This is a genomic window from Neobacillus sp. PS3-12 (assembly GCF_030915385.1).
Classification (GTDB): Bacteria; Bacillota; Bacilli; order Bacillales; family Cytobacillaceae; genus JAEVLT01.
Genome location: NZ_CP133268.1, coordinates 4,964,293 through 4,989,524, shown reverse-complemented (window position 1 = coordinate 4,989,524; position 25,232 = coordinate 4,964,293). Strand labels below are relative to the sequence as shown.

Annotated in this window: 23 protein-coding genes and 1 pseudogene; 6 read left to right on the top strand and 18 right to left on the bottom strand. The window is 38.2% G+C overall.

Annotation, left to right across the window (positions count from 1 at the left end; all coding sequences use genetic code 11):
- Nucleotides 1–6: 6 nt before the first annotated feature.
- Both RCG17_RS25065 and RCG17_RS25060 read left to right on the top strand, forming a co-directional pair.
- Nucleotides 7–324, top strand: a complete 318-nt coding sequence (locus RCG17_RS25065) for a hypothetical protein (RefSeq protein ID WP_308172732.1) — start codon at nt 7–9, stop codon at nt 322–324.
- 180 nt (nt 325–504) lie between these two features.
- Nucleotides 505–1,392, top strand: a complete 888-nt coding sequence (locus RCG17_RS25060; protein ID WP_308172731.1) for a YitT family protein — start codon at nt 505–507, stop codon at nt 1,390–1,392.
- 66 nt (nt 1,393–1,458) lie between these two features.
- Here RCG17_RS25060 and RCG17_RS25055 read toward each other — a convergent pair whose 3' ends face one another.
- The 3 genes from RCG17_RS25055 to RCG17_RS25045 all read right to left on the bottom strand — a co-directional run bounded on the left by RCG17_RS25055 (nt 1,459) and on the right by RCG17_RS25045 (nt 3,835).
- A complete protein-coding gene (locus tag RCG17_RS25055) occupies nt 1,459–2,637 on the bottom strand; it encodes an NAD(P)/FAD-dependent oxidoreductase (protein ID WP_308172730.1) in 1,179 nt (392 codons plus the stop codon).
- Between the two features lie 41 nt (nt 2,638–2,678).
- Entirely contained in the window at nt 2,679–3,101 is a 423-nt protein-coding gene (locus tag RCG17_RS25050) for a DUF1641 domain-containing protein (protein ID WP_374120870.1), read from the bottom strand.
- Nucleotides 3,102–3,499: 398 nt separating this feature from the next.
- Entirely contained in the window at nt 3,500–3,835 is a 336-nt protein-coding gene (locus tag RCG17_RS25045) for a hypothetical protein (RefSeq protein ID WP_308172728.1), read from the bottom strand.
- 133 nt (nt 3,836–3,968) lie between these two features.
- Between RCG17_RS25045 and RCG17_RS25040 the strand changes: the two are divergent.
- Nucleotides 3,969–4,438, top strand: a pseudogene (locus RCG17_RS25040) (CinA family protein).
- Between the two features lie 76 nt (nt 4,439–4,514).
- Here the strand turns inward: RCG17_RS25040 and RCG17_RS25035 are convergent.
- Nucleotides 4,515–4,658 carry a hypothetical protein gene (locus RCG17_RS25035; RefSeq protein WP_308172726.1) on the bottom strand — a complete coding sequence of 48 codons (144 nt, stop codon included), beginning with the start codon at nt 4,656–4,658 and terminating at the stop codon, nt 4,515–4,517.
- Between the two features lie 309 nt (nt 4,659–4,967).
- On the opposite strand from RCG17_RS25035, the gene RCG17_RS25030 reads away from it, so the two are divergent.
- Both RCG17_RS25030 and RCG17_RS25025 read left to right on the top strand, forming a co-directional pair.
- Nucleotides 4,968–5,591, top strand: coding sequence for a TetR/AcrR family transcriptional regulator (locus RCG17_RS25030; protein ID WP_308172725.1), 624 nt, complete (start codon nt 4,968–4,970; stop codon nt 5,589–5,591).
- Nucleotides 5,592–5,644: 53 nt separating this feature from the next.
- Nucleotides 5,645–8,725 (top strand): MMPL family transporter, encoded by a 3,081-nt coding sequence (locus RCG17_RS25025; protein ID WP_308172724.1) that lies wholly within the window; start codon nt 5,645–5,647, stop codon nt 8,723–8,725.
- Nucleotides 8,726–8,810: 85 nt separating this feature from the next.
- Here RCG17_RS25025 and RCG17_RS25020 read toward each other — a convergent pair whose 3' ends face one another.
- From RCG17_RS25020 to RCG17_RS24975, 10 genes are all read right to left on the bottom strand, one after another.
- Nucleotides 8,811–9,329, bottom strand: a complete 519-nt coding sequence (locus RCG17_RS25020) for an EAL domain-containing protein (protein WP_308172723.1) — start codon at nt 9,327–9,329, stop codon at nt 8,811–8,813.
- On the bottom strand, nt 9,280–11,322 hold the full coding sequence (locus RCG17_RS25015; RefSeq protein ID WP_308172722.1) for a cache domain-containing protein: 2,043 nt from the start codon (nt 11,320–11,322) through the stop codon (nt 9,280–9,282). The genes RCG17_RS25020 and RCG17_RS25015 overlap by 50 nt, the downstream gene beginning before the upstream one ends.
- Nucleotides 11,323–11,558: 236 nt before the next feature.
- The gene (locus RCG17_RS25010) at nt 11,559–11,978 is read right to left on the bottom strand and encodes a hypothetical protein (RefSeq protein WP_308172721.1); all 420 of its coding nucleotides are present in this window, start codon (nt 11,976–11,978) and stop codon (nt 11,559–11,561) included.
- A gap of 243 nt (nt 11,979–12,221) precedes the next feature.
- The gene (locus tag RCG17_RS25005; RefSeq protein WP_308172720.1) at nt 12,222–12,452 is read right to left on the bottom strand and encodes a hypothetical protein; all 231 of its coding nucleotides are present in this window, start codon (nt 12,450–12,452) and stop codon (nt 12,222–12,224) included.
- Between the two features lie 369 nt (nt 12,453–12,821).
- On the bottom strand, nt 12,822–13,133 hold the full coding sequence (locus RCG17_RS25000; RefSeq protein WP_308172719.1) for a cytochrome o ubiquinol oxidase subunit IV: 312 nt from the start codon (nt 13,131–13,133) through the stop codon (nt 12,822–12,824).
- Between the two features lies 1 nt (nt 13,134).
- Nucleotides 13,135–13,737, bottom strand: a complete 603-nt coding sequence (locus RCG17_RS24995) for a cytochrome (ubi)quinol oxidase subunit III (protein WP_308172718.1) — start codon at nt 13,735–13,737, stop codon at nt 13,135–13,137.
- Between the two features lie 12 nt (nt 13,738–13,749).
- Complete coding sequence (locus RCG17_RS24990; protein ID WP_308172717.1) at nt 13,750–15,735, bottom strand: cbb3-type cytochrome c oxidase subunit I; 1,986 nt, start codon at nt 15,733–15,735, stop codon at nt 13,750–13,752.
- A gap of 22 nt (nt 15,736–15,757) precedes the next feature.
- On the bottom strand, nt 15,758–16,678 hold the full coding sequence (locus RCG17_RS24985; protein WP_308172716.1) for a ubiquinol oxidase subunit II: 921 nt from the start codon (nt 16,676–16,678) through the stop codon (nt 15,758–15,760).
- Between the two features lie 379 nt (nt 16,679–17,057).
- Nucleotides 17,058–17,723: a hypothetical protein gene (locus tag RCG17_RS24980; protein ID WP_308172715.1), complete on the bottom strand. Its 666-nt coding sequence runs from the start codon at nt 17,721–17,723 to the stop codon at nt 17,058–17,060.
- A 17-nt stretch (nt 17,724–17,740) separates the two neighbouring features.
- Nucleotides 17,741–18,895 carry a ParM/StbA family protein gene (locus RCG17_RS24975; protein ID WP_308172714.1) on the bottom strand — a complete coding sequence of 385 codons (1,155 nt, stop codon included), beginning with the start codon at nt 18,893–18,895 and terminating at the stop codon, nt 17,741–17,743.
- Between the two features lie 452 nt (nt 18,896–19,347).
- Here RCG17_RS24975 and RCG17_RS24970 point away from each other — a divergent pair, with 452 nt between their 5' ends.
- Entirely contained in the window at nt 19,348–20,181 is an 834-nt protein-coding gene (locus RCG17_RS24970; RefSeq protein WP_308172713.1) for a 3D domain-containing protein, read from the top strand.
- Nucleotides 20,182–20,230: 49 nt separating this feature from the next.
- Here the strand turns inward: RCG17_RS24970 and fdhD are convergent, their stop codons facing one another.
- The 4 genes from fdhD to fdhF form a co-directional block, all read right to left on the bottom strand.
- Nucleotides 20,231–21,037 carry a formate dehydrogenase accessory sulfurtransferase FdhD gene (gene fdhD, locus RCG17_RS24965; RefSeq protein ID WP_308172712.1) on the bottom strand — a complete coding sequence of 269 codons (807 nt, stop codon included), beginning with the start codon at nt 21,035–21,037 and terminating at the stop codon, nt 20,231–20,233.
- Nucleotides 21,038–21,061: 24 nt separating this feature from the next.
- Nucleotides 21,062–21,424, bottom strand: coding sequence for a Na-translocating system protein MpsC family protein (locus RCG17_RS24960; protein WP_308172711.1), 363 nt, complete (start codon nt 21,422–21,424; stop codon nt 21,062–21,064).
- Nucleotides 21,425–21,518: 94 nt separating this feature from the next.
- A complete protein-coding gene (locus tag RCG17_RS24955) occupies nt 21,519–21,998 on the bottom strand; it encodes a helical membrane plugin domain-containing protein (RefSeq protein WP_308172710.1) in 480 nt (159 codons plus the stop codon).
- Nucleotides 21,999–24,971 (bottom strand): formate dehydrogenase subunit alpha, encoded by a 2,973-nt coding sequence (fdhF, locus tag RCG17_RS24950; RefSeq protein ID WP_308172709.1) that lies wholly within the window; start codon nt 24,969–24,971, stop codon nt 21,999–22,001.
- Nucleotides 24,972–25,232 lie beyond the last annotated feature (261 nt).

The following is a 25,232-nucleotide window of genomic DNA, read 5'->3' as shown; positions in this document are numbered from 1 at the left end:
GTAAAAATGTTCAAAAGAATGACCATCCTTGCGATACTATCATTGATATTAATAGCCCTTATGCTAATGAAAACTCATACAACATCTCCAGCTAATCATACAAGTACGAAAAGCAGCAGTCCCACTGCCTACACAACCATGGAATACACGATTACCAAAATTTCAGGTAAACAATACTATGGAAAAGCTGATGACGGGACAGGAATCCAATTTTCTGCAAAGAACATCGTATCTGGCGATAAAATACAAGTTAACGATCATGTTATATGCTACTTTGAAAAAAATAATTTAGGTAAAGGATTAGTAAAAGTAGAGAAAAAATAAAAAGATATTTAGTTCTATTTTTTATACTATCCGAGGAAAAGGTGAGTTTATCTCTGTAATATGATATAATTATATTTAACATAATTATGCGATGTTTTGGAGGAGTCTGTCACCATAGGGATATCAATGCCCATTTGGTAGCATGCTCCTTTTGTTATATGAAAAATGAGGGGGAGTTTAATGAATACATTAGAAGAAAAAAAGAAAATAAACCACAAAAAATTAAAAGCTAGAAATATTGTTAAAAGAGGCTTATTTATCACAATTGGTGCCATTATTATGGCCTACGGATTGGAAGCGGTCTTAATTCCGAACAATATGATTGACGGTGGAGTCACAGGTTTATCGATGATTATCAGTCATATAACAGGATTCAATCTAAGTATATTTTTAGTTATTTTAAACTTACCTTTCTTTTTCCTAGGATATAAACAAATTGGGAAAACCTTTGCATTTAGTATGTTATATGGCATAGTAGCTCTATCTATAGCGACTTCTTTCATGCATCATTTACACCCGATTGTGAGTGATAAATTGCTTGCTGTTGCTTTTGGCGGAGTCATTTTAGGAGCAGGAGTAGGCTTAACCATTAGAAATGGAGGGGTTTTAGACGGCACAGAAACATTATCCATTTTAGTAGAAAAAAGAGTGCCATTTTCAGTCGGCGAAATTATTATGTTTGCCAATGTAATTATCTTTTCATTAGCAGCTTTTGCTTTCTCTTTAGAAAATGCCTTATTTTCGATGCTTACTTATTACATTGCCTTTAGGACTATAGACGTTGTTGTAAAAGGATTAGATGATATGAAATCAGTGTATATCATAAGCGATAATACTGACGAGATTGCAGATGCTATTACAGAGCGATTAGGCCGTGGCGTAACCTTTTTACATGGAGAGGGTTCGTATAGCGGTGAAGATAAACGTGTTATTTTATGTGTCTTTACAAGGCTGGAGGAAACAAAGCTGAAAGATATTATTAAAGAATTAGACCCGCAAGCATTTATCATTGCCACTGATGTTTCCACAGTCCATGGCGGGCGCTTTAAGAAAAAAGATATCCATTAACACGGATTTTCATAAATACAAAAAGCTCCATTTCGTTTAGCGAAATGGAGCTTCTTTTACAAATATCTAGTAAGCCAAACTATACAATGCTTTAATGTGTGATAAGTATCTAACATTGCTTGCTTCTTTCATTAAAGACGCTGGCATTCCTTTAAGTGGAATATCATTAGCGCCTATCTTGGCAACAGCATCTTTACGTCCTAAGCTTGCAAGAGTTCCTGAGTTTACTTGAGTAAACTCTTTTAATGCTTTGTTTTCCAAGGATGCATAAACATTATATCCTGTTTGTTCTCCCATTTGCCATGCGATTTGTGCAGTTGGCGGGAATGGACGTCCATCCGAACCAAAGACTACGGCACTATCACCTACGATAAATACGTCATTATGAGAAGTGGATTGAAGATATTCATTTACTGTTGCTCTGCCGCGATTCACTTCAAGTCCTGATTCAGCTACTAAAGGATTACCTTGTACTCCTCCAGTCCAAACGAATGTATTAGCAGCAATTTTTTGCCCATCTTTTAATTCAATAACATTTCCCTCAACTTTAGTTACAGGAAGGCCTGTTAAGAATTGAACACCGCGAGATTCCAAACTTGCAGTTGCACGTTCGATTAATGGATCCGGTAAAACTGGTAAAATTTTAGGTCCAGCTTCTACTAAAAGCAGTTTTACTTCATTAGGATCCACTCCATAGTCTCTGGCAAGTTTTGGAATTTTGTCTGCAATTTCACCAACTAACTCAACTCCAGTCAGTCCACCGCCGCCAATTACAATCGTTGCATCAGCTTCGTTTTTCGTTTTTGCGAATTCACGAATGCGATCTTCAATATGTTGATTGACCCTATTCGCATCATCCACTGATTTTAAGACCATGCTATTTTCTTCTAAACCTGGAATACCAAAGTAAGCCGTTTTGCTTCCCAAAGCCACAACAAGGGCATCATAGGATAAAGAAGATCCATCTGAAAGTTTCACTTCTTTTTGCTCTACTGAGAATGACTCAACTTTTGCTATTTTAAGATCAATATCTTTTCCTTTAAAAATCTTTTTTAATGGCATTGAAACGGCCTGTTCAGCAACACTTCCTGCTGCTAAGCGATGAAGTTCAGTAATGATTTGGTGTGTAGGATATTGATTAACAACGGTAACTTGTGCTTGATCTTTATTTAAATGTTTGCGGATATTTATGGCTGCTAAGAGTCCACCATATCCGGCACCTAGAATAACAATATTTTTTGACATCGTATCTTCCCCCGTCCTTATGGATGTAATGATATATATAATTACTTAGTTGAATGTTCTGCGGAAACTTCGAGGTAAGCGTTGATGAAGCGGAAAAGCTTCTGCGCTTGTGGATCTTTGAGCATTCTCATGAGCCCGAAAAGACCAATTGTTTCATTACTTTCTTCAGCACGATCTTTAGCTTCAATAGCAGTTACAGCAATACTTTTTACCGTTTCTTTAATAGGTTCTACCATTTCTGTTATGGCTCCAACTGTATCTTTTTTTAGCACATCATCGGTTGCCACCAATTTGGCAAAATCATAAGATTTTGTTAATAAATTCACAATCTCAGTCAGACGTGGAAGCTGTTCAACTAAAGTAGATAATGATTCCTGAATCTCTGGTTTTAATAGCTGTTCAAGAACATCGAGTTGATCTAGTTTTGTTTCTGCGGACTTTGGTTTTTCCATCACTGTTAACATATTTTTTTCCCCTTTCGATTGACGACAAGAATACTTTGGAAATCATTACATTCCCTGATTTGGTGCTTTTATACATTTTCTGATTTCCGAAGAAATCCTTTAAATAATTTAAACACTATTTTAATGTTGTTTTCCGATATTAAAATATTAAACCTCTAAACTATCTTTTTCAAGTTTTTTTACCTATGAAAGCGAATTAATAAAATTTCCAATTTATTCTATATCCTTTTTAGACAATAAACCATAGATCCCATCCACCGAAAAATCAATGCAATACCCGACAACAATACGAAATGAAAAAAAGACCGTGACATCAGCCACAAGTCTTCATTTTAAAATTTATTATAAATAGAACAAATAAAAAAACTATGTATTACTTTATTTTCAACGGTTTGTTTTTAGAGGATATTTTGATAATAAATGTTTTGTACATCTTTGCCACACTGATGATGCTGACATTGGAACGTAATCCGATAGTTCTCATGAATGTAGGGCTCTACTTTTGTCACTTGCAAGATTCTGCCGCACTGTTTACAATTTGGAAGAATTTTCATTTTTATGGCAAAATCCACAGCCTTTTTCTCAATTTGTATCATTTTAGGAGAACGTTTACTACTGGACTGTTCGGGATTTCTTACAAAATACATATTCTCAGAAGGCTCCTCTAAAAAGGAAACAAGCGGCAGATCATGGTACTTGAAACTTTTATTATTAACTTGAATGATGGTTGGCATGATGAGCATCACTCCTTTGATAAAAAGAGCCCACTAAATTTAGAACTCTCTGGCAGTATATAAATTATACTCTATGGTACGATTGAAATATGATACAATTCTGTGAACTAATAACGATTAGGAGATCTTAACTATGAATATGGAAGAAAATCTTGTAACCCTATTAATGAATAAAGGCTATCATATATCATTTGCCGAATCATGTACTGGCGGAAAAGCATGTGCACAAATCATAAATGTGCCGAACGCCTCAAAAGTATTAAATTGCAGTTTTATCACCTATTCCAATGAATCAAAGATACAATTTCTTCATGTAAATCCAAAAACAATAGAGGAATATGGTGCTGTCAGTGAAGAAGTTGCACTAGAAATGGCTAGTGGTGCTCTCAAGGCAGCGAAAACAGAAATTGGTGTTGGCATAACTGGCATTGCCGGGCCTATGGGAGGAACAGAAAAAAGCCGGTAGGGATGGTTTGTTTTGGAATCCGAATTCATGACAAGAGCTATACATATACAGAGTATTTTATGAACAAATCACGTAATGATGTAAGAGATTCAAGTGTTGAATTTGTTTTAAATAAATTATTAGAATTAATAGAATGATTGTTTTTACAAATTAAAAAAGGATAGGAGAGCAGATATACTGTTATCTGCTCTCCTATCCTTTTAGCAAACATTCTTATTGCATATATTGAGTAAAGCTGCCGTAATCATTCGCAACTGAAACTGTCTGAGGTGCTTTTTTTGGTGATTGATTATCCACGGAAAACCCTGCGAGTACAAGAACACCAAGAACTAGAGCAACTGCGGTAATTTTTTTCATAGTATTTATCTCCTTTGAATGGGTCATTTTCTGACCTCAATTATGATCACCAATATTTGATTTCGCCCTTATTATAGTCCTTTATTTACCATAATGCTCACGTTTTCACAAGGTTCACAAACCATTCAAAATGAAAGCGTTTAAACTGTGACAAGCTCTTAAGATTTCAAAATCCCCAAAACATAGTCAAGAAGCTGATTATGACATATTGTCATAAATCGATTCATATTTGATTGACATGGTTCCATGGGACCGTTATCATAGCCTTATGTTCAATTATGACAATTTGTCATTTGTTTAAAGGATGTGATGTTGTTGCCAAAACCTACTTTTTTTAACTTATCAACAGAAAAACAAGAATTATTAATAAATGCGGCTAAGAAAGAATTTTCGAGGGTTCCTCTATACGAGGCCTCGATCTCAAATATTATCAAAGATGCCGAAATACCAAGAGGAAGTTTTTATCAATACTTTCATGATAAAGAAGATATTTTCTTTTTTTTACTGGAGAACTATTCTACACACTTTTACGATCAATTTATTTCAATCATAAAACTAAACAATGGAGATTTGTTTGAATCCTTTATAGATTGGTTTAAATTTATACTCATCAATTTTGAAGAACCCGAAAACCGCCAATATTTTAAAAATGCATTTTTAAATATGAATCACGATATCCAAACAACCTTTACGAAGAATTTTTACGATGAAACTGTAAAAAGTCGACTTTTTGAATTACAAGGCCTCTTATATTCCGAAAATATCAATATAAAGGATGAAGAAGATCTTTACCACATCTTAAAAATCATGATGGTCGTGACGTTTCAAAATCTCGTTTATGTGTTTGCAAAAGAATTACCTATTCATGAGGCTTTGAGAACTTTCTCATTAGAGCTTGAATTGCTAAAAAAAGGTTTTTATAAGGATTCATAAGACAGTTATGATCAACTTTTTTAAAAACTATGTAATTTACGGAGGAATACAAGTTGAAAAAGATCATTAAAGGCCGCTGGGCTATTTTTTCAATATGGCTGATTGCAACCATATTGCTTACCGTATTTCAGCCGGATATAAATGCCATCCTAAGGGCAAAAGGGCAGCAGCAGCTAAGCAGTAACAGCCCCTCGGCAATTGCCGACAAAATATTAAAAAAGATGGATGCGACGAAAGGTACCAATGACATTATCGTTTTTTACGATAAAAATAAAATCTCTGATAATGAAATGACAAAAATCGGGAAAGCTGTTAAAGCAATAAGCGATAGCAGCAAGAAGCTTGGTATTTCTGACATGATTGACCCATTCAGCATGCCTGATGCAAAAAGCTCATTAGTATCCAAAGATGGTACGACTCTAATGGTGAGCTATAAGCTTGATAAGAAATCACGGGAAATCGATGTGATCAAAAAAGAGCTAGATAGCAATCTTAGTAAAGTACCAGTTAGCTATTATCTTAGTGGTGAAGACTTCATCAATAATGATTACCTGAAAGCATCTCAAACCGGAGTGGAAAAGAGTGCTGCATTGACAGTGATCTTTATTTTGGTGGTATTAGTCATTGCGTTCAGATCTATTGTCACACCATTGATATCCTTAGTGGCAGTTGCGTTTTCCTATCTTTGTTCGATGGGAATTGCAGCTCAATTAATTGATAAAGCAGGATTTCCAATCACCAGTCTTACCCAGATGCTATTGATACTGATTCTCTTTGGGATCGGGACTGATTATAATATCCTTTTGTTCAATCGATTTAAGGAAGAACTATCCCATGGTCACTCTATCGACGAATCAATCGTCAACACCTATAAAACAGCTGGTAAGACGATAGCCTATAGCATACTCACTGTATTTATTGCTTTCCTAGCTCTCGTTTTTGCTGAATCACCAATTTACAAATCCGGTGTTGTTGTCGTAATTGGTTCCGCCATTCTCTTGCTGGAAATTTTGACCTTGACTCCTTTTGTGATGAAGGTGCTGGGTAAAAAACTTTTCTGGCCATCCAAGAATGTATTTGGGCATAAGGAAAACAAATTCTGGGGTGCTACTTCTTCCTTTGCAACAAAGCATCCTATTATATCAATTCTAGTAATCCTTATAATTATAGGGCCAATGGCGTATTTGCATCAGGAAAAACTTAACTTTGATACGATTAAAGAGCTTGGTAACGCCTATCCTTCTTCGAAAGGGATTAATATCGTTGCAGACCATTTTGGAAAGGGTCAGGCAATGCCTGCGACTATCGTGATTGAAAATAATAAAGCCCTTGATAATAATGACTCACTTGCAGTTATTGATAACATAACGCAAAGACTTAAGAGTATGAAGGAAGTTAAACTTGTCTCTTCTGTAACACAGCCACAGGGTAAACCTATTGATGGTTTTTACATTAAGGGCCAAATGGCTCCCGTTACAGGTGGTATATCGAAAACACAAAATGGTGTGGATCAAATCCACGATGGATTGCAGCTTGCACAAGATAAGCTTGGTTCAGCAGACTTTTCCAAGGTAGGTCAAATGGTTGATGGTACTGCGAAGCTCCAAGATGGTATGGCTGCTTTAACCAATGGATTACAGCAAATCGAAGCTGGAATCGGCAATGGTTCAAACAATCCACAAACAATAAGCAGCGGACTGGCTGCCTTACAAACTAATCTCTCAAAAATGAGCAGTGGAGTCGCCCTCTTAGCTGATAATTATGGAAAAATGCAAGCTGGATATTCACAGATGGGTACCAGCTACCAGCAGGCTGCCCAGGCTCTTCTTGGTGTGAAAAGTGCATTGTCTCAAATGCAAGGTATGATCACTGCATTAGGCAACAGTTACTCAAATTCGCAAAGTGATCCTAACTATCTAGGATTAAAGGGAACGATCGAACAGTTATCCTCTTCGCTAAATCAGATCACACCCGAAGGGATTCAAACCCTAAATGCGAATTACAATGCCGTAACGGCTGGTTTTGGCACAGCAAACCAAAATCTTAAAATCATGAGCGGCGGGTTATCGCAAATGGCGGATGGATTGAAAAAACTTGAAGACGGCCTTAGTCAAGCATCTTCAGGAATCGGTACCATCATAACGAATATGAATAGCGTAACGGATGGACTGGGTCAGATGAAATCGGGTCAGCAACAGCTTGCAGACGGTCTCAATGGTTTCAGCACTTTTGGTCAAAAGCTATCAGATGTAAATGGCGGACTGAAACAAATTTCTGACGGATTGGGACAGACGAATGCTTTCTTATCGCAGCTTAATACGAATAAAACGTTCTTCATTCCAAAAGAAGCATTGACTGACAAAAACTATCAAAAATCATTTGACGTCTTCATGTCTGATGATAGAAAAATTACAAAGATGACGGTCGTTTTAAATGCAGATCCTTATTCGAAGGAAGCTTTAACTACGATTAATAAAATAAATCAAACCGTTTCTGATGGACTTAAAGGGACAAATCTTTCTCATGCTAAATCTGGAGTGTCCGGACCAAGTGCCACCACAAATGATATGAATAATATATTGACCCGAGATTTAAATAAAACAACGGTCATCGTCATTATCGGGGTATTGCTTGTCTTGTTCTTTGTCATAAGGTCTTTCTGGACACCTGTTTTCATTACGGCATCCCTTGTAGGTGCTTATTATGCAGCCATGTTCATCATTAACTTTATTTTCTTAGATTGGCAAAAGCTTGAGGGAATTTCTTCCTTTGTTCCGTTCTTCTCCTTCATTATCATTGTCGCTTTGGGAGTAGATTACAGCATCTTCTTAATGATGCGCTTTAAGGAATATCCTCATTTGTCACCAAAGGAGGCAATCGTAAAAGCTTCAAGAAATATTGGTGGTGTCATAACATCGGCAGTCATTATACTCGGAGGTACTTTTGCAACACTAATGCCTTCGGGAATACTGCTTTTGGCTGAATTGGCCATCGCTGTCATTACAGGTCTGATCGTACTTTGCTTTATCCTGCTTCCTATCTTTGTACCAGCAATGATCGCCCTGCCGGAGGCTCTAGCAAATTTATTTTCCAAGAAAAAGGAAAATTCAAATTTAGAGGAAGAAGTTATTTAAGATTGATAAAAGCCGACTCTCTTTTCCTAATTTTTAGGACTGAGCCGGCTTTTTTTGCTACGTAACTTTAAATAGTTACGAAACTTTAGATCATCGATAATGTTTTCACCTTTTGCTGGAGTTGATCCCATTGTTCAAGGAAATGATTCGGTGCTAAAGGAGGGCTATAGAGATAGCCTTGTACATGTGTACACTGTTTCTTTTGCAATACATTCCTTTGTTCTGGCGTTTCTACTCCTTCTGCAATCACATCAAGCTGCAAGTGCTTTGCCATTGAAATGATGGTGGATACGATTGTATCATCCTGTTCATCTTCAGCAAGATCCCGAATAAAGGATTGATCAATTTTTAGACGGTCAATTGGAAGATGTTTTAAGTAATTAAGAGAAGAATACCCGGTACCAAAATCATCAATGGCGATTTTACAGCCTAATTGTTTGAGGTCCTTCATCGTTTTTGAAGCATGATCCATATTCATCATCATACTTTCAGTAATCTCAAGTTCCAAATACTCTGGTGGTAATCCTGTTTCAAGCAAGATTCCTCGTACCGTTTCAAGTAAATCTTGCGAGTAAAATTGGCGAGTGGATAGGTTTACAGCCATACAAAGAGATGTTAGCCCCTGATCGTGCCACTGTTTTAATTGTCTGCATGCAGTCCAGGAGCACCCATTCACCTATTGGTATAATAAGTCCTGTATTTTCAGCAATCGGGATAAATTGGGTCGGAGAAATGGGTCCATAATTTGGATGATGCCAGCGAATCAACGCTTCCACTCCTTGAATCTTACCTGTTTCAGTATCAACCTGTGGCTGATAGACGAGACAAAGTTCGTTCTTTTGCAGAGCATAGTGTAAATGATTCTCCAAAACGAGACAATCAAATGCTTTGCCATCCATCGATGGCTGATACATTTGAAATGGAACATGTTGCTGTTGGGCTTCCATAAGCGCCATGTTCGCGCGTTTTAGAAGTTCATCCCCTTCATTTCCGTGGTTGGGATACAAAACGCCGCCAATCGTTACCGACACGTTCAGGAGAAGATGCTTTACTTGCATAGGCTGGTTGATTAGATTCTGAATCCGCCTGCACATCAACGTCCACTCGTCTTCTTGATTCAATAAAGGATAAATGATTGCAAATTCATCTCCCGTTAGACGTCCTACAAACACATGGGATGGCAAATGTTCTTTCAACCTGCTTGCAACCGATTGAAGAATTAAATCTCCAAAGGCATAACCAAGTGCTTCATTTATATGTTTAAACCGATCGATATCCAGGATCAAAAGGGCAAATGGTTTTTTGAAATGCATGTCATGTATCAGTTTCCCTTTTATGTAACGAAGATTAGGAAGTTTTGTTAAATCATCGTGGAATGCCATGTATTCAATTTTCTCTTGATCCTCTTTCTGTTTTGAAATATCGCGAAATACAATGATCGAACCAGTCAATTTCCCATTTTCAAATAAAGGGCTTGTAACATAGGATACTGGAGACATAGAGCCGTTTTTTCGAATAAACCAATCTTCTGAAATTCGGTACACTTCCCCATTTAGAGTGGATTTCGTACTCGGGCATTCGTCATATGCAAAGGATGTCCCATCTTTCCTGCGATGAATCATATCATGAAGTCTTTGATTGCCGCACTCTTCTTTTGACCACCCAAGTATCTTTTCTGCCTCTGGATTCATAAAGGACAATCTGCCCTCAGCATCCATGACAACAAGCCCTTCCCCCATATGGGTAGTAACCGACTGAAGAAACTCTTCGTGCTGCCGAATTTGTTCTTCTGCTTTTTTTTGATTCTCTTTCATAATATTGAAATTTAAAACCAGTTCGCCGATTTCGTCCTTGCTTGTTGTTTCAATCGGGTCTTGTGTATAGTCACCGCGGGCGATCACCTTTGCCTGCTCGGCTACTTTCAGAATCGGCTTCGTTAGTTTTTTTGAAAACCATAGAATGACGATCACACCAATGAGCAGCGAGATTCCAAGGGTAATTAACAAGATGTAAAGTAAACGATGCGCTCCTGCGTTGAAGTCAGATAAATAGGCACCGGCACATACAATCCAATCCCAATTAGGGTCTTTTTCCGCATAAGTAATTTTGGGTTCTTGTACATTTGGTTGATCTGGTAAAGGCCAAGCATAGGTGACATACCCTCCACCACGGTTGGCAGCTTTCACGACTTCTTTAGTTGAATAAACACCGTCGACAGTCTTTATATTCCATACATTTTTCCCTTCGAAGTTCGGGTGTGCGATTTCAAGTCCATCAGAATTGATAATAAATAAAAAGCCGTGTTGACCCAAATTAAGGCGGGGATTTATGGGGCGTTTACCGTTTTTATCCCTTTTCCCCAATATCGCAACTTTTACTTCTTCCTGTGCGTCCGCCAGAGAAACCTTTCCCGCTTGTACTTGTTTTTGCAACGCTCCAATCATTGCAATAGTCATTCGAACATCGGTTTGAAGACCTTCAGCTCCAAGTGAATTTAAACTATTTGCAGAAGATTGATAGCCAATGATTCCAATTAATAGACTCGGTACCGCCAAAAAAAGTAAGGACATAATAACGAGCTTTATGCGTATGGGCATTTTTAACCAACTCTCCCCTAGGAAAATTGTTCTATCTATCTTATTTTAACTTGCAATTTAAATAGTTCAAGAAATGATTTAACAAGGACACATAAAATTCAGAATTTTTTCTTTTTCTCGCAAAAATTGGAAGCAAAAAAGTAATGGGTGAAGTCAATTTACCTCTGATTGACTTCACCCATTACTTTTTTAAATAGTTCTATGAAAAAATTAAAATTGAAGAACTAATATTCCACTTAGAAGACTGAAACACCTAACATTGGTGCAATTCTTTTAAAGTTTTCGCGATTTTCTTTAATGAGCTTTGTAATTTTTGGTTTATTTTTACTTTCAATCGCTTGTTCAAGCTCGTCATATTTTAGATGAATATGATCTGCATATTTTTTCCCCTTTTTCACGACAAGCGGAGGCAGAATGGTCTCATGAAATTCATCTGAAAGATTCCGGGAAAGTGTTTGTGCATCCGCATAATCCCCATTTGCCACAAATTTCTCCATTTTGGAGAATCCATAAAGCATATCCGAAAATGGTCTAGTCAAAGAATGCTGAACAGAGTTTTTATTATGAACTTGTAAACTGTTCATTGAGTCTCCACAACCTGCAAGACTTAATGTCAGAAGTGTCCCCAAAAAGACCATAAATATTTTTTCCCTCACATTTATTACCCCTCTTATAAAGAAGAAATGGTTTGAAATCAAAATCTTTCAATAAAATGATTTTATGTATGCATTAAAAAAGTTCCTGCCAGGTGATTTCATGCATTTTTTTATTCTTTCATGGCATTTTTAAAATAGACTGCGGTTATAACCATTGTCAAACCCATAAATCCACAAATAACATAAATTCCGTAATCCATAATTTTCACCCCTCGGACCCTTTATAACAAGGCAAATTTCTGATTATTCCTTCGAACCGCGTTCTTTTCCAATTGAACCAATAACGGCACCCAAAATAAAGGTGAATCCAGCAGCCGTAAAAAATCCAAGTGCGATATTAAAATGAAAATTTTGATCCATTGTCCATGCCATGCCATTTTGAGACCAAGGTTGACCAGTAAAAAATTCATAAATCAGAAAAATAACACCTAATGCCAATTCCACGAACATCAATTTTACGCTGAAGCTTGCCATATCTAATCCCTCTTATCCAATGTATTTTTTTATTAGATTTCCACACTCCCATTGATTTATTCGCTTTTACACCAAAAACTTTTGCTCCCTTATAAAAAACAAAGACATCCGATTATTCTAATTCGGATGCCTTTGGGTATTGTTTTATTTAAACGTTTTTATTCTTCTTTCATGGCTTTTGCATACAGAAATGAAATAGTAATGTTAGCCAGCAAAAACAATGCACTATAGGTAACGGTATAAACTACGCTTTCTAAGTTCATTTTTTCACCCTTCACTAACTTTGTGTAATACAATGAACTTTTTATAGTTTTCCTTTTTATCCGCACTTTATTCTTGGCATGTTTTTACCAATACAATGCATCAATATTATTGAACCACAGAATTAAATTCCATAATCCAAATGGACCCAATAACAATTGTTAATACAAAAATAATCCCTAAAACTAAAGCGGCAACATTGTATCTCGGTCCTTCTCCATCACGGATGTGCATGAAGAAAAATAATTGAATGACAAATTGCAGAACTGCAAAGAGCAATATACTAAAGGTAAGCGCTGATTTTGCCATCATATGATTTAAAACCATTGCAAGTGGGATTAAAGTTAAAATGATCGAAAGGATGAACCCAGTCACGTATGCCTTAATGGAACCCGTATGTTCATGCGCATGATTTGACATGTTACATCACCCCCATTAAATAAACAACAGTAAAGATGAAAATCCATACAGCATCTAAAAAGTGCCAGTATAAGCTTATAATTGAAATTTTTCGTTTTGTGACGTTTGTGATTCCTTTACTCGAAAGTTGAATGATGAGTCCAATCATCCAAAAGATACCAAAAGTAACATGGCATCCATGTGCCCCAACAAGTGAAAAAAAGGAAGTAAGAAATGCACTTTTCGTAAGGGTAGCCCCTTCTTGGGCCATATTTGTGAATTCGTTTATTTCAAATCCTACGAAAACAGCCCCTAATGCAGCAGTTACAAGCAGCCAGCCAATAAGACCTTTTTTATTACCTTTATGCATTTGTAAAACAGCTAAGCCACTCGTAAATGAACTAACTAAGAGTACAAAAGTTTCAATAATGAAACCAGGGATATCAAACTCTTTAGAAGTAAACCCGCCATTTGTATGATTATGTAAAACGGCATAAGCTGAAAAAAAAGTTGCAAATAAAAGACAGTCTGTTACAAGAAAAATCCAAAAGCCCAGTATTTTTAGCTCTTCTTGGTCAACATGACCATGATCATGATCAGTATGAGCTGTCATACTTTGTTGCATAGATCCACCCTCCTAGGTTGCAGTGTGATGTGTTGAACCGTGATTCCTTAAAGCTTTTTCCGTTCGTTCGATCTCTTCCACAGGAATCCAATAATCTGTGTCGTACTGGAAAGAACGGGCAAATAATGTGATGGCGACACCGATTAACCCGATAATTCCCACCCCGAACCATTCAAAAGTAAATCCAAATCCAGCGATAAAGAAGAAGACTGCCATGATAATGGGAATACCCGTATTTTTAGGCATATGAATAGGTTCATATTTAATCGGCTCCGGCTTATACCCTTCTTTTTTCATTTCTTCTTTTTTATACCACCAAGCGTCGCGCCCATGGACAGTAGGGATCACAGCAAAGTTATATTCTGGTGGAGGCGATGGTATGGACCACTCTAACGTACGTCCATCCCAGGCATCACCAGTTACATCACGTTCACCGTGTTGAATGCTATAAAGAATTTGCCATACCTGAAAGAGAAAGCCGATCCCCATTAAGAACGCACCAATAGAAGAAATGAAATTTAGCGGGGCCCAGCCCATATCCCAGCCCATCGATTGATTATAAATATAAATTCTTCGAGTCATTCCCATGAAACCAAGGGCGTATTGCGGCATAAAGCATACATAGAAGCCTATTTGCCAAAACCAGAATCCCCATTGTCCTAAACGCTCATTTAATTTAAATCCAAAAAGTTTTGGCCACCAATAATACAGGCCAGCGAGATATCCGAATACAACACCACCGATTAGAACTTGGTGGAAGTGGGCGATTAAGAAATAACTGTTGTGATATTGATAGTCTGCAGGTGCAGCAGCAAGCATAACACCAGTAGCCCCACCAACCAGAAAACAAGGAACAAACCCTAAGAACCATAATAATGGTTGTGTTATACGAACACGCCCTCGGTACATCGTGAACAGCCAGTTAAAAACTTTAACACCCGTAGGAATCGCAATAATCATTGTACATATAGCAAAAACAATATTGACATCTGCACCGGCACCCATCGTAAAGAAATGGTGTACCCACGTATAGTAAGACACAACGCTAATCGCCAGCATTGAAAATACCATGGAAGCATACCCAAAAATCCGTTTTCTAGAGAACGTCGCCACTACCTCTGAGTAAACACCGAAGGCAGGTAATACAACAATGTATACTTCTGGGTGACCCCACATCCAAATCAAGTTAACCCACATCATTGGATTACCGCCGGCATCCATGGTAAAGAAGTGTCCGCCAAGCAAGCGGTCAATTGTAAGCATAATCAAGGCAACAGTAAGTATCGGGAACGCACCTAAAATGGTGATGGAAGCTGATAAAACAGACCATGTAAATAAAGGCATATCCCTTAAACGCATAGATGGCGCGCGCATTTTTAATATGGTAACCAAAAAGTTAATCCCTGTTGCCAGACTTCCAATACCGGAAATTTGGATGCCCCAAATCCAGAAGTTTTCTCCAGGACCCGGACTAAACGCATCTTCCGATAAAGGCGGATAGGAGAGCCATCCCGCATCAGCAGAACCACCAATAACGAAGGAAAGATTAAAGAGCATAGCTCCTATAAAAAACAACCAAAAGCTGACAGCATTTAACATTGGATAGGCAACATCTCGGGCACCTATTTGCAGAGGAACAACCATGTTAAATAATGCAAACATGAACGGCATTGCCATAAACAGGATCATGATGGTTCCGTGAGTCGTGAAGATCTCATTATAGTGTTCTGAAGCTAAAAAGTGATTATTGGGAACGGCAAGCTGTATACGCATGAGCATTGCGTCTACTCCCCCGCGAAATAACATTAAGAGCGCCGAGAGGAGATACATAATCCCAATTTTTTTATGGTCGACCGTTGTAAGCCATTCTCTCCAAAGCCAACCCCATCTTTTTAAATAAGTAAGGGCAAAGATAATACCCACAGTTGCGAGGACAATGGATACATCCGCACCATAAATCATAGGATCGCCTGTTACAAAAAAACCCGATGTGTTCATGGGAAAAATTCCTCCTTTTTAATTACTTTGTATTCATCGTAGGCATGGACATTTTGGACATGTCATCACCATACCCGTGCATATGATGGTAGTACGTTCCTCCGTTTTTGTTTACGATACCTTCGAATAGGTTTTTAGGATATGAAGAAAAGCTTAGTTCTCCTATATTATTTGGTTTAGATAATTCGGCATATCCCGCTTTTGTTAGTGCAGGAGAGCCTCCCTTCTTTAGTTTTACAGCCCATTTGTTGAAATCTGCTTGATTGACTGCTTTTACTTTAAACTGCATATGGGCAAATCCTTTTCCCGTAAAGTTAGCCCCGGAACCAAAATAATTTCCTGGCTTATCTGCCTGCAGCCATAATCCCATTGACATTCCAGGCATGGAATATTCCTGCCCTCCAAGCTGCGGAACCCAGAACGAATTCATTGGCGCATCAGCGGTTAGAACAAATTGAATCGGAACTCCTGCAGGAATAACCGCATAGTTAACAGTGGCAACTCTTTGGCCTGGATACGTGAACAACCATTTCCAATCCAGTGAGGTTACTTGGACCACCACTGGCTTAACATCCTTTACAGGAGGCTTTGTTAAATTAATGGTTGTTTTAGCAGTATACACTCCAAGAATTGCAACAATAATAATTGGAATTCCCCACCAAACTATTTCCAGCAATTTGCTGTCATCCCATTCAGGTTGATAGGGTGCTTGGTTTCCAGGCTTATCTCTATAACGCATTAACAGATAAACAAAAATAATTAACACAGGAATAATGATCACTGCACATAAAATGACAGAGATCAAAATTAGATCTAATTCTTGTTGACCAACAGGCCCTTTTGGATCAAGGACGATGTATCTACTTCTATCACAACCAGCCAACAACACAGTGCCTAATAAATACAAGATAGAAAATCTACTATATCGCATGCATTTTTCCACTTTTAAAATCTCCCTTATGTTAATTTGCGTTCTTTAACATTAACAATTGTTGCATAGTAAAAGATTCCACCCTACCTTTTGTTTAATTTCCACATAAATCATTAATTTTACTAATTTTGTAAGCAATATTTTTATGCTTCCAGAAGAACCTAGTTTTAATACAGAATTCTGATTCGTGTCTTCACTCCGATATAATTGGCAAATACTTAATACGCAGTACAAGTGTATAGTTTACGTAAATTTCCCTTTTTCATCCAAAAAACCCTCCGATGCAGGAATATGGTTTTCCATACTTCCTACACAGGAGGGTTCACATTTATTTTGGATAAAAGAAAAAGACCTTTTAAAAAGGCCTCTCACATTCTGGTTTATGTTATACTTAAAAATCCACATCGATCACTTCTTTAATCGTCCCAGTTACTCGATTACTTTCGAGTAGTTGTCCTTCTTTCAAATCATTCACTTCTTCCGCATTTTCCAAAACTGTACAAGGTTTGGCTGAAACATCTGGACGAAATGCAAGTTCATTTTTAAGTAAGGAAATCTGAGATATAATCTCGCTGCGAAAAGAGTCAAACAACCTTTCGAATTCTTTCTTGTCTAGTTTTTGGTCTGCGAGTTTGGTTAATGTATCTTGTAGATCGTTGGCTTTGTCGGATTCCTTCTCAACTGGAATGGCGGCGAATTCTTGTTTAAGTATGCTGAACTCAGTTAAGAATTCTTTGCGAAGTGTATCAATTAAGGATTTGTCCGCTTCTTTTTCCACTTGATCTAAATCCTGTTCAACGAGCTTCGATATATAGTCCTCTAACTCATTAGCCTGTATTTTTTGTTCAAGTATTGAATGCACCTTTGGTGAAACTTTTGAAGGATCAAGAGTGTACACTGCAGGTTCGTTTTTATTTTCAGATTCCTTCATCACATTTACATTACCAGAGCTTAGAAAAAGATTCGATAGGGCATAAAATGGTGCCATCATCTGTGAATACATATTATTGAATCCACCATCAACTTTATCATTAAGGAGATACTCTTTATTGTTCATATGTTCCCCTCCTTTTCTTACACCAAAACTGCATTAGTTTCATGCCTGCTGATAATTTCCAAGCCGTATAAATTTAACTTTCTAGTCTCTGGAAGGAACAGATGATTTTGCTCTCTAATTTCGGCTCCATACCTTGTATCAATCGATTCTTGGATGAACCGTTTTAAGATGCTGGCTATCCCACCGATGTAGACATATTTGTAGACCTTATCTTTAGGTGATGGAAATGTATTTTCAATTTTCGTTAACAAAGTTTGAGTGTACTCCCTTAAGGACTCGTGAATTTGCTCCGTAAGATCCACCTTTTTACCGCTATTTCCATCTAATTGTTCCATTTTTGTTTTCTCAATATTATTGATAATGAATTCTTCCAGTGAACGGACTTCATCGAAATACTCAAGTAACTTTTCACTTCTTAGTTTTTCAATATGTTTCAAGTAGGAAATGTCAGTGAAACAATTAAATGAATCCCTGCTTTTAGGTGCTTGCAATCCTGTTTGAAGCAATGCAAGATCAACGGTTCCCCCTCCTAAATCCACTATAAGGGTTTCATTGTTTTGAAAGGCATTTGCTTCTGCACGGTCTTGCAGGTCAAAATCCTTTTTGATTGCCCAACGAGCAACTTCACTTTCAATTCGGCATTTGCTTGTTTCGACGTGAATAGTGACAACTCTTTCTAATCCTGGAGTTAAAATTTTTACTTGGTGCTCCCCCTTAAATCGGCCTGCCATTTTATTTTGCATTTCGCTGAACTTGTTCGTTTTCTTCAGTAGCCAGATTGGAAGCATTGTAGAGAAATAATCAATATTCACTTGGTTATCTTCTTTATCGTTTCCTTTTAATACATTGTAATAAGCAACTGAAGCCAGGAACATGACATAAGGAATCTCAGATTCCGTTTTATCATGAAGCTTATTGATATGAATGTTACCTAATACCTGGTTTTCAGCTGAATCACCCACTAGATAAAATTTCTCTTCACCGTTTATCGTAGTCGAAATAAGCAAACTATGTAGAAGGGATTGGGGGTCCTCAAACGTAGTCGGAAAATGACCTTCTGCCTTTTCTTTCGTTATTTCTACTACATTGGTAGGAATCTCAAAATAATATCCATCCACAAGAGTTTGAAAGATTGAATTACCAAAATCGACATTCTGACGCTTTATATCCATTTATTCTCCTCTTTTCACGTTGATTACCTGACAATTATATATTTTTCTTCTCCATTTGTCTAAATATGTTAACAATTAAGATTATTATAAATTTACATTGACATGATCATTTCTATAAATATGCAAGTTATTTTTTATATTAAAGACCCTATCTAGTAAAAAAAATAATGGTAGTATTGGTAATTAATAGAAATATTCACAATTTAGCGACAGTTTAAGTAACATGAATGTAATAAAAAAGGGGTATGCATAAGCCTTTAAAGTACTGGGATTTTTACCATTAAAGTCCTTTTGATAGAGTAATTTTTCTGATTATTCAAAAATCCAGAAATATTATCGTAATATAAATGCCACTTATGTAAACGATTTAACATCTCCCTGTTCTTTGTTTCAGAGAATTCAATGTTACTATTAGGAAAAATTAGCAACCAAGGAACATGGAGGGTAAAAGAATGCTTAACAAAATGAAAACTTTAGTAGCAGTTGCTGTACTCTCAGGAACTGTAAGTGCTAATGTACAAGCTGCAACTGTAACAGTAAAAAGAGGAGATACTCTTTGGGGACTATCACGCGTACATAATTCTTCCGTAGAAAATATCCAAAAGTTGAACCATCTTACAACTGACCTGATTCACCCTGGGGATGTCCTAACAATTGCCCCTGAAAAACATTATACGGTTGTATCAGGCGATAACTTATGGGACATTGCCAAAGAGCATCACGTAAGCGTTTCACAAATTAAAGATTGGAATAATCTAATTTCAGACCTCATTCACCCTGGATTAAATCTAGTAATCTTTGATGGTGAAGATATTAATAGCACTGAAAATAAAGTACAGCCAGCAGAACCTGTAGCATCTGTGACAAGCCCAGCACCTGCAAAAACAGAAGCGGCACCACAGCCTGCTGTACAAGATCAACCAGCTCAAGCACAACCAGCACCACCTGCAGCACCGACACCAGCACCTAGTGCACCTGCTGCAGCCAGTGAAAGTCCAAAACAAATAACAGTAAAAGCGACCGCTTATACCGCTTCTTGTGAAGGATGTTCTGGTGTTACGGCTACTGGTATTAACATTAAGGCAAACCCGAATGAAAAAGTAATTGCTGTTGATCCATCTGTCATACCACTTGGCAGTAAAGTTTATGTTGAAGGCTTTGGTGAGGCAACTGCTGCCGATACGGGCGGCGCAATTAAAGGAAATCGCATCGATGTCTTTATTCCATCTGAACAAGCTGCTATTAATTTTGGAGTAAAACAATTGAAGGTAACGATATTAAATTAACGATAAAAAAACGGGAGTCGACCTCGACTCCCGTTTTTGTTTCAATTTTTTAGCTAACCCCAGGCTGAATAATACGCTCAGGATTTGTATAGATATTTAAGGCTTTTTTACGGATAAAGCCAACAGCAGTGATTCCAAGTTCTTGTGCCAAGCGCAACGCAAGTTCAGTTGGTGCAGACTTGGATAGAACCACACCGCATTTAATTTTGGCTACCTTTAATAATACCTCTGAAGAAATCCTTCCACTGAAAACAATCACTTTATCCTCTAATGCAATCGAGTTTTTAAGGCAATAGCCGTATATTTTATCCAATGCATTATGTCTGCCTATGTCTGTTCTGGCAACAACAATTCCATTTTCATCACATAATGCTGCATTATGTACACCGCCCGTTTCCTGAAAAATGGTCGATGATTCCTGCATCATTTCCATAAGACGAAAGCAATCGTCAATGGAAAGCACTTTTTTCTTCGTTTCAATTGGCTTGACCGTTCTGGCGTCATTATAAAAATAAAAACTCTGACGGCTCTTACCGCAACATGATGTCACATAGCGCTTGGAGTGGAACATTTCGTTCAGTTTATTCACTCTATGGGTCTTAACTATGGCCTTTCCTGTCGTTTCAACAACATCAAGTTCTTTAATATCCTTAAAGCGGTTGATAATCCCCTCTGACGCCAAAAATCCGACTACAAGTTCCTCAATATCCTCCGGACTGCATACAAGGGTAGCAAATTCTTGGTCATTTAAAATAATTGTAATTGGATACTCTGTTACAATTACATCCTCAACTAGTTGAACCACTCCATTTTCATAACGCAGCACTTGATTTGTTACCTGCATTTGCTGATCCATCGACCCAGTCCCCCCCAAATTATTTCATTTTGCTCTTAAATCAACAGATTGATCAAAGACAAAAACAGTCATCGCAATATCTTCATCAATATTTATATCTGAAAAAAGCCGCAATACCTTGGCTCCAATTAAAGATTCAAACTTCGCAACCACTTCCGGCTTTTCATAAATTTCTTTTACCATCTTGGTCCGAGCCTCATGTACCATATGCTTCCCCTGTTCAGAGCTAATCATAAACTTCTCTACATTGGTAAGGTTACCCTTCATTTCACTTACGGCCCAATTTCCAATAAAGCGGGTACTGATTTCCTTCGGCCCATTCCCAACATATTCCTTTCTTATTTCCCGAACAAGCATACTAAATTCATGTTCCAAATTCCTTCCCATTGTCTGTTTCCCCTTATTCGCAGTTTTAGAATAGTTTCTTTTAAAACAGGGAAATCCATTCGTCCTGCAATGAACAAATGGATTTTCGATGGCTTTATTCCTTTAGCCCTTCACCGATCCCCTTTAGGAGATTCAAACCAAATCCAATTGCCCGATTAATATCCGGGTCGTTCAAAACCTTTAACAAGTCCAGTATGCCAACTTTTGAATTGGACCCGAGTCCTTGTTCCGCTTTTTCCAATCCTTTTGCAACACTTCCCATTAGCTTTTTTGTCATTTCAGGATCCAAAGCAGTCAATGCACCGCCTGCAGCCATTGCGTTGTTAAGGAGATTGGTTACCGGTTTTCGCATCATTTGGCCAACAGCGATTTTTGCTACTTCCTCTTTTGCTTGCACAAGGCTGTTAACAGCCTCTAAAATACCGCTGTTGTGCAACTCCTGCAAAAGATGAAGCGTATCAAACAAGGATTCTTTATTTTGTGCAACCTCTGAGAGAAGACTTTCCAAGGATTGTGATTTTTTTTGCTCTTCTGTTAGTTCGATTTTTTTAATTAGCTGAATTGGCTTTGCCATTTATGAGTTCCTCCTATCATACAAACCAGGTGTTACATGTTCATTCACACTGGCAATTGGCACATAGTCGCCGCGTTCCCATTTGCGGTAAATTTCAAGACCCATTTGCGGTGTTCGTGTTGCATTACGCGGATTGAATTTAGGAAGCGGATTTTCTCCATTTATCCCAAGTACTTCCATTCGCACCTTTACCTGCTTATATGCAGGTGTATGTGTCACAACATCCACTGCACCGCCTGTCAACAAGTTCACAGCATTCTCGTGGCTCGAGGAGTGCATTGGTACATAGACAGTTTTACCTTCAACACGGTCCGTTACAAGAACCGGAAGACGGATGGCACCATATTGCGATACTAGCCGGACAAGCGTTCCATTTTTTACACTGCGTTCTTTTGCAAGCTCAGGTGATACTTCAACAAACACTTTCGGGAACTTGTATTGAAGTCCCTCTGACTTATGCGTCAAGTTTCCTTCATGAAAGTGCTCAAGCAAACGTCCGTTATCAAGCGAAAGGTCGAACTCATCCGGAAATTCTACTGGCGGAACATAGTCAAATAAACCAAAGCGAGCTTTCTTGTCAGGGAAGTTAAAGCCGTTCAAGTATAAAACTGGTGTATCAGTACCATCTGGAGAACCCCAACTGAAGCTGTTCCATCCCTCAAGCACATCATAGCTACAATGGGTAAAGAATGGGTTTAAACTGGCCATTTCAGCAAAGATTTCACTTGGATGCGCATAATTCCAGTTAAAGCCCATCCGTTTTGCCACTTGCTGAAGAATCCACCAATCGGGCTTGCTGTTGCCTGTTGGTTCAAGCGCTTGGTATAAACGCTGCACACGGCGCTCCGTATTGGTAAATGTCCCATCTTTTTCTAGGGAAGGCACTCCCGGTAAAATGACGTCTGCAAATTGTGCAGTTGTCGTTAAGAAGATCTCCTGAACAACAAGGAAATCGAGTTTGGCAAGCATAGCTTGTGTGTGATTAGAATCTGCATCTACCCATGCCATATCCTCGCCAACGATATACATTGCTTTCAATTTGCCTTGATCAATGGCTTCAAGCATTTGAATATTATCAAGACCAGGCGCAGCCGGAACCGCTACACCATAAGCCTTCTCAAACTTCGCACGGGCATCAGAATCTGTTATCGGCTGGTAACCAGGAAAGATATTCGGCATTGTTCCCATGTCACTCGCACCTTGTACGTTGTTATGGCCGCGAAGAGGATAAGCACCGGCATTTCGGCGCATCATATTACCTGTTGCAAGAAGAAGATTGGCAATTGCAACAGATGTATATGAACCAGCAATGTTTTGCGTCACTCCCATCCCCCAGCAAATGGCAGTGCCATCAGCATCACGAATCATTTCAGCTATTTGTACCAAGTTCTCTTTTGTAATGCCAGTAATCTTCTCTGCTTCTTCAAGCGTATATGGGGCGATCATATTTAAGAACTCATCATATTGGTTCACATGATTTCGGATGAACATTTCATCGTGCCAACCTTGGTTAATTAGATATTTTGTAACAGCAGAAAGCCACACATAGTCCGTTCCTTGCTTTGGACGAACAAAAAGATCAGCCCGTTCAGCCATTTCATGTTTTCGGACGTCCACAGTAATTAATTTCTGGCCATGAAGCTTGTGTGCACGCTTAATTCTTGTTGCAAGGACAGGATGTCCTTCTGCAGGAGCACATCCAACAAGAATCACAAGTCCTGCACCAGCGATGTCTTTAATGGATCCTGAGTCGCCGCCGATGCCGCCTGTTTGCTGTAAGCCCCAAGATGCTGGAGATTGGCAATAACGTGAGCAGTTGTCCACATTGTTTGTGCCGAATACTTGACGAGACAGCTTTTGAACTAAGTAGTTCTCTTCATTTGTTACTTTCGAAGAGGATATAAAGCCAATGGTATCGCTTCCATACGTATCTTTTATTCCACCTAATTTTTCTGCAACAAGCTCTAGCGCTTCATCCCAAGTTGCTTCAACGAATGCATCGCCCCTGCGAATTAATGGGGATGTAATCCGTTCTGATGAATTGACGAAATCCCAGCCGAATTTCCCTTTTACACATGTAGATACACTGTTGACTGGTGCATTTTCAGATGGTTCAATTTTTAAGATTTCATGATCTTTTGTCCAAACCTCAAAGGTACAGCCTACACCGCAGAATGTACAAACCGTTTTTGTCTTTTTCGTTCGTGTATCACGCATGGCTGCTTCGACTTCGGAAACCGCAAAGATGGTTTTGTAATCAGGTTCTACCGCTTTAACAAGATCAATCATCGGTGTAAGTAAATCATCTTTCATCCTTGTCATATACCCGGCATTTCCAAGCATGGATTTTTCCATTAAGGCATTACACGGGCAAACAGTGACACACTGGCCACATGAAACACAGGAGGATTCATTAATACTTTTTCCGCCATCCCACAACACACGTGGCTGCTGGCTTTCCCAGTTAATGGTTAATGTTTCATTTACCTGCAGGTCCTGACATGTTTCCACACAGCGACCGCATAGGATACATTGATCGGGATCGTAGCGATAAAATGGATGAGACAGATCCACTTCGTAACCCTTTGAGCGGTGCGGACGGGTTTGATGTTCTACCCCCATTATTTCAGCTGTATTATGGACCCGGCAATTACCGTTGTTATTATCACAAACCGTACAATATAATAAATGGTTTTCTAAAATTCGGTCCATTGCCTCATCTTGCGCCTTTTTAGCTAGCTCAGAAGCTGTTAAAATATTCATCCCGTCTTCGACCACTGTTGAACAGGCACGCATAATGCTGCCATTTACTTCACACATACATGTATCACAGCTTTGGACGGGCCCAAGAATTTCTGAATAACAAATATGTGGATGCTGGATCTCCTGTGAAAGAAGATAATCTAAAATCCGTGTTCCTTGTTCGACCATATGTGTTGTTCCATTAATAAGAACATTCACTTTTTTCGGCAATCTAATTCCCCCCTAAAAACAAAAACCCCCCATAAAACAGGTGCATACCAAAATTGGTACAAACCGTTTCATGGGGGAGAATATCTAAGCATTTTATATACTAGCGATCATTCCCGCCATATTATGTGTCAGTAGCAGGATATCAAAGCAAAATCTATTACCTGACATCAATGCATCCTTCACTTTTTATTTACACTATTTACACTATCAATATATCATATTTGTGAACTTTTTGTGAACTAAAACAACTTGATGAAAAGT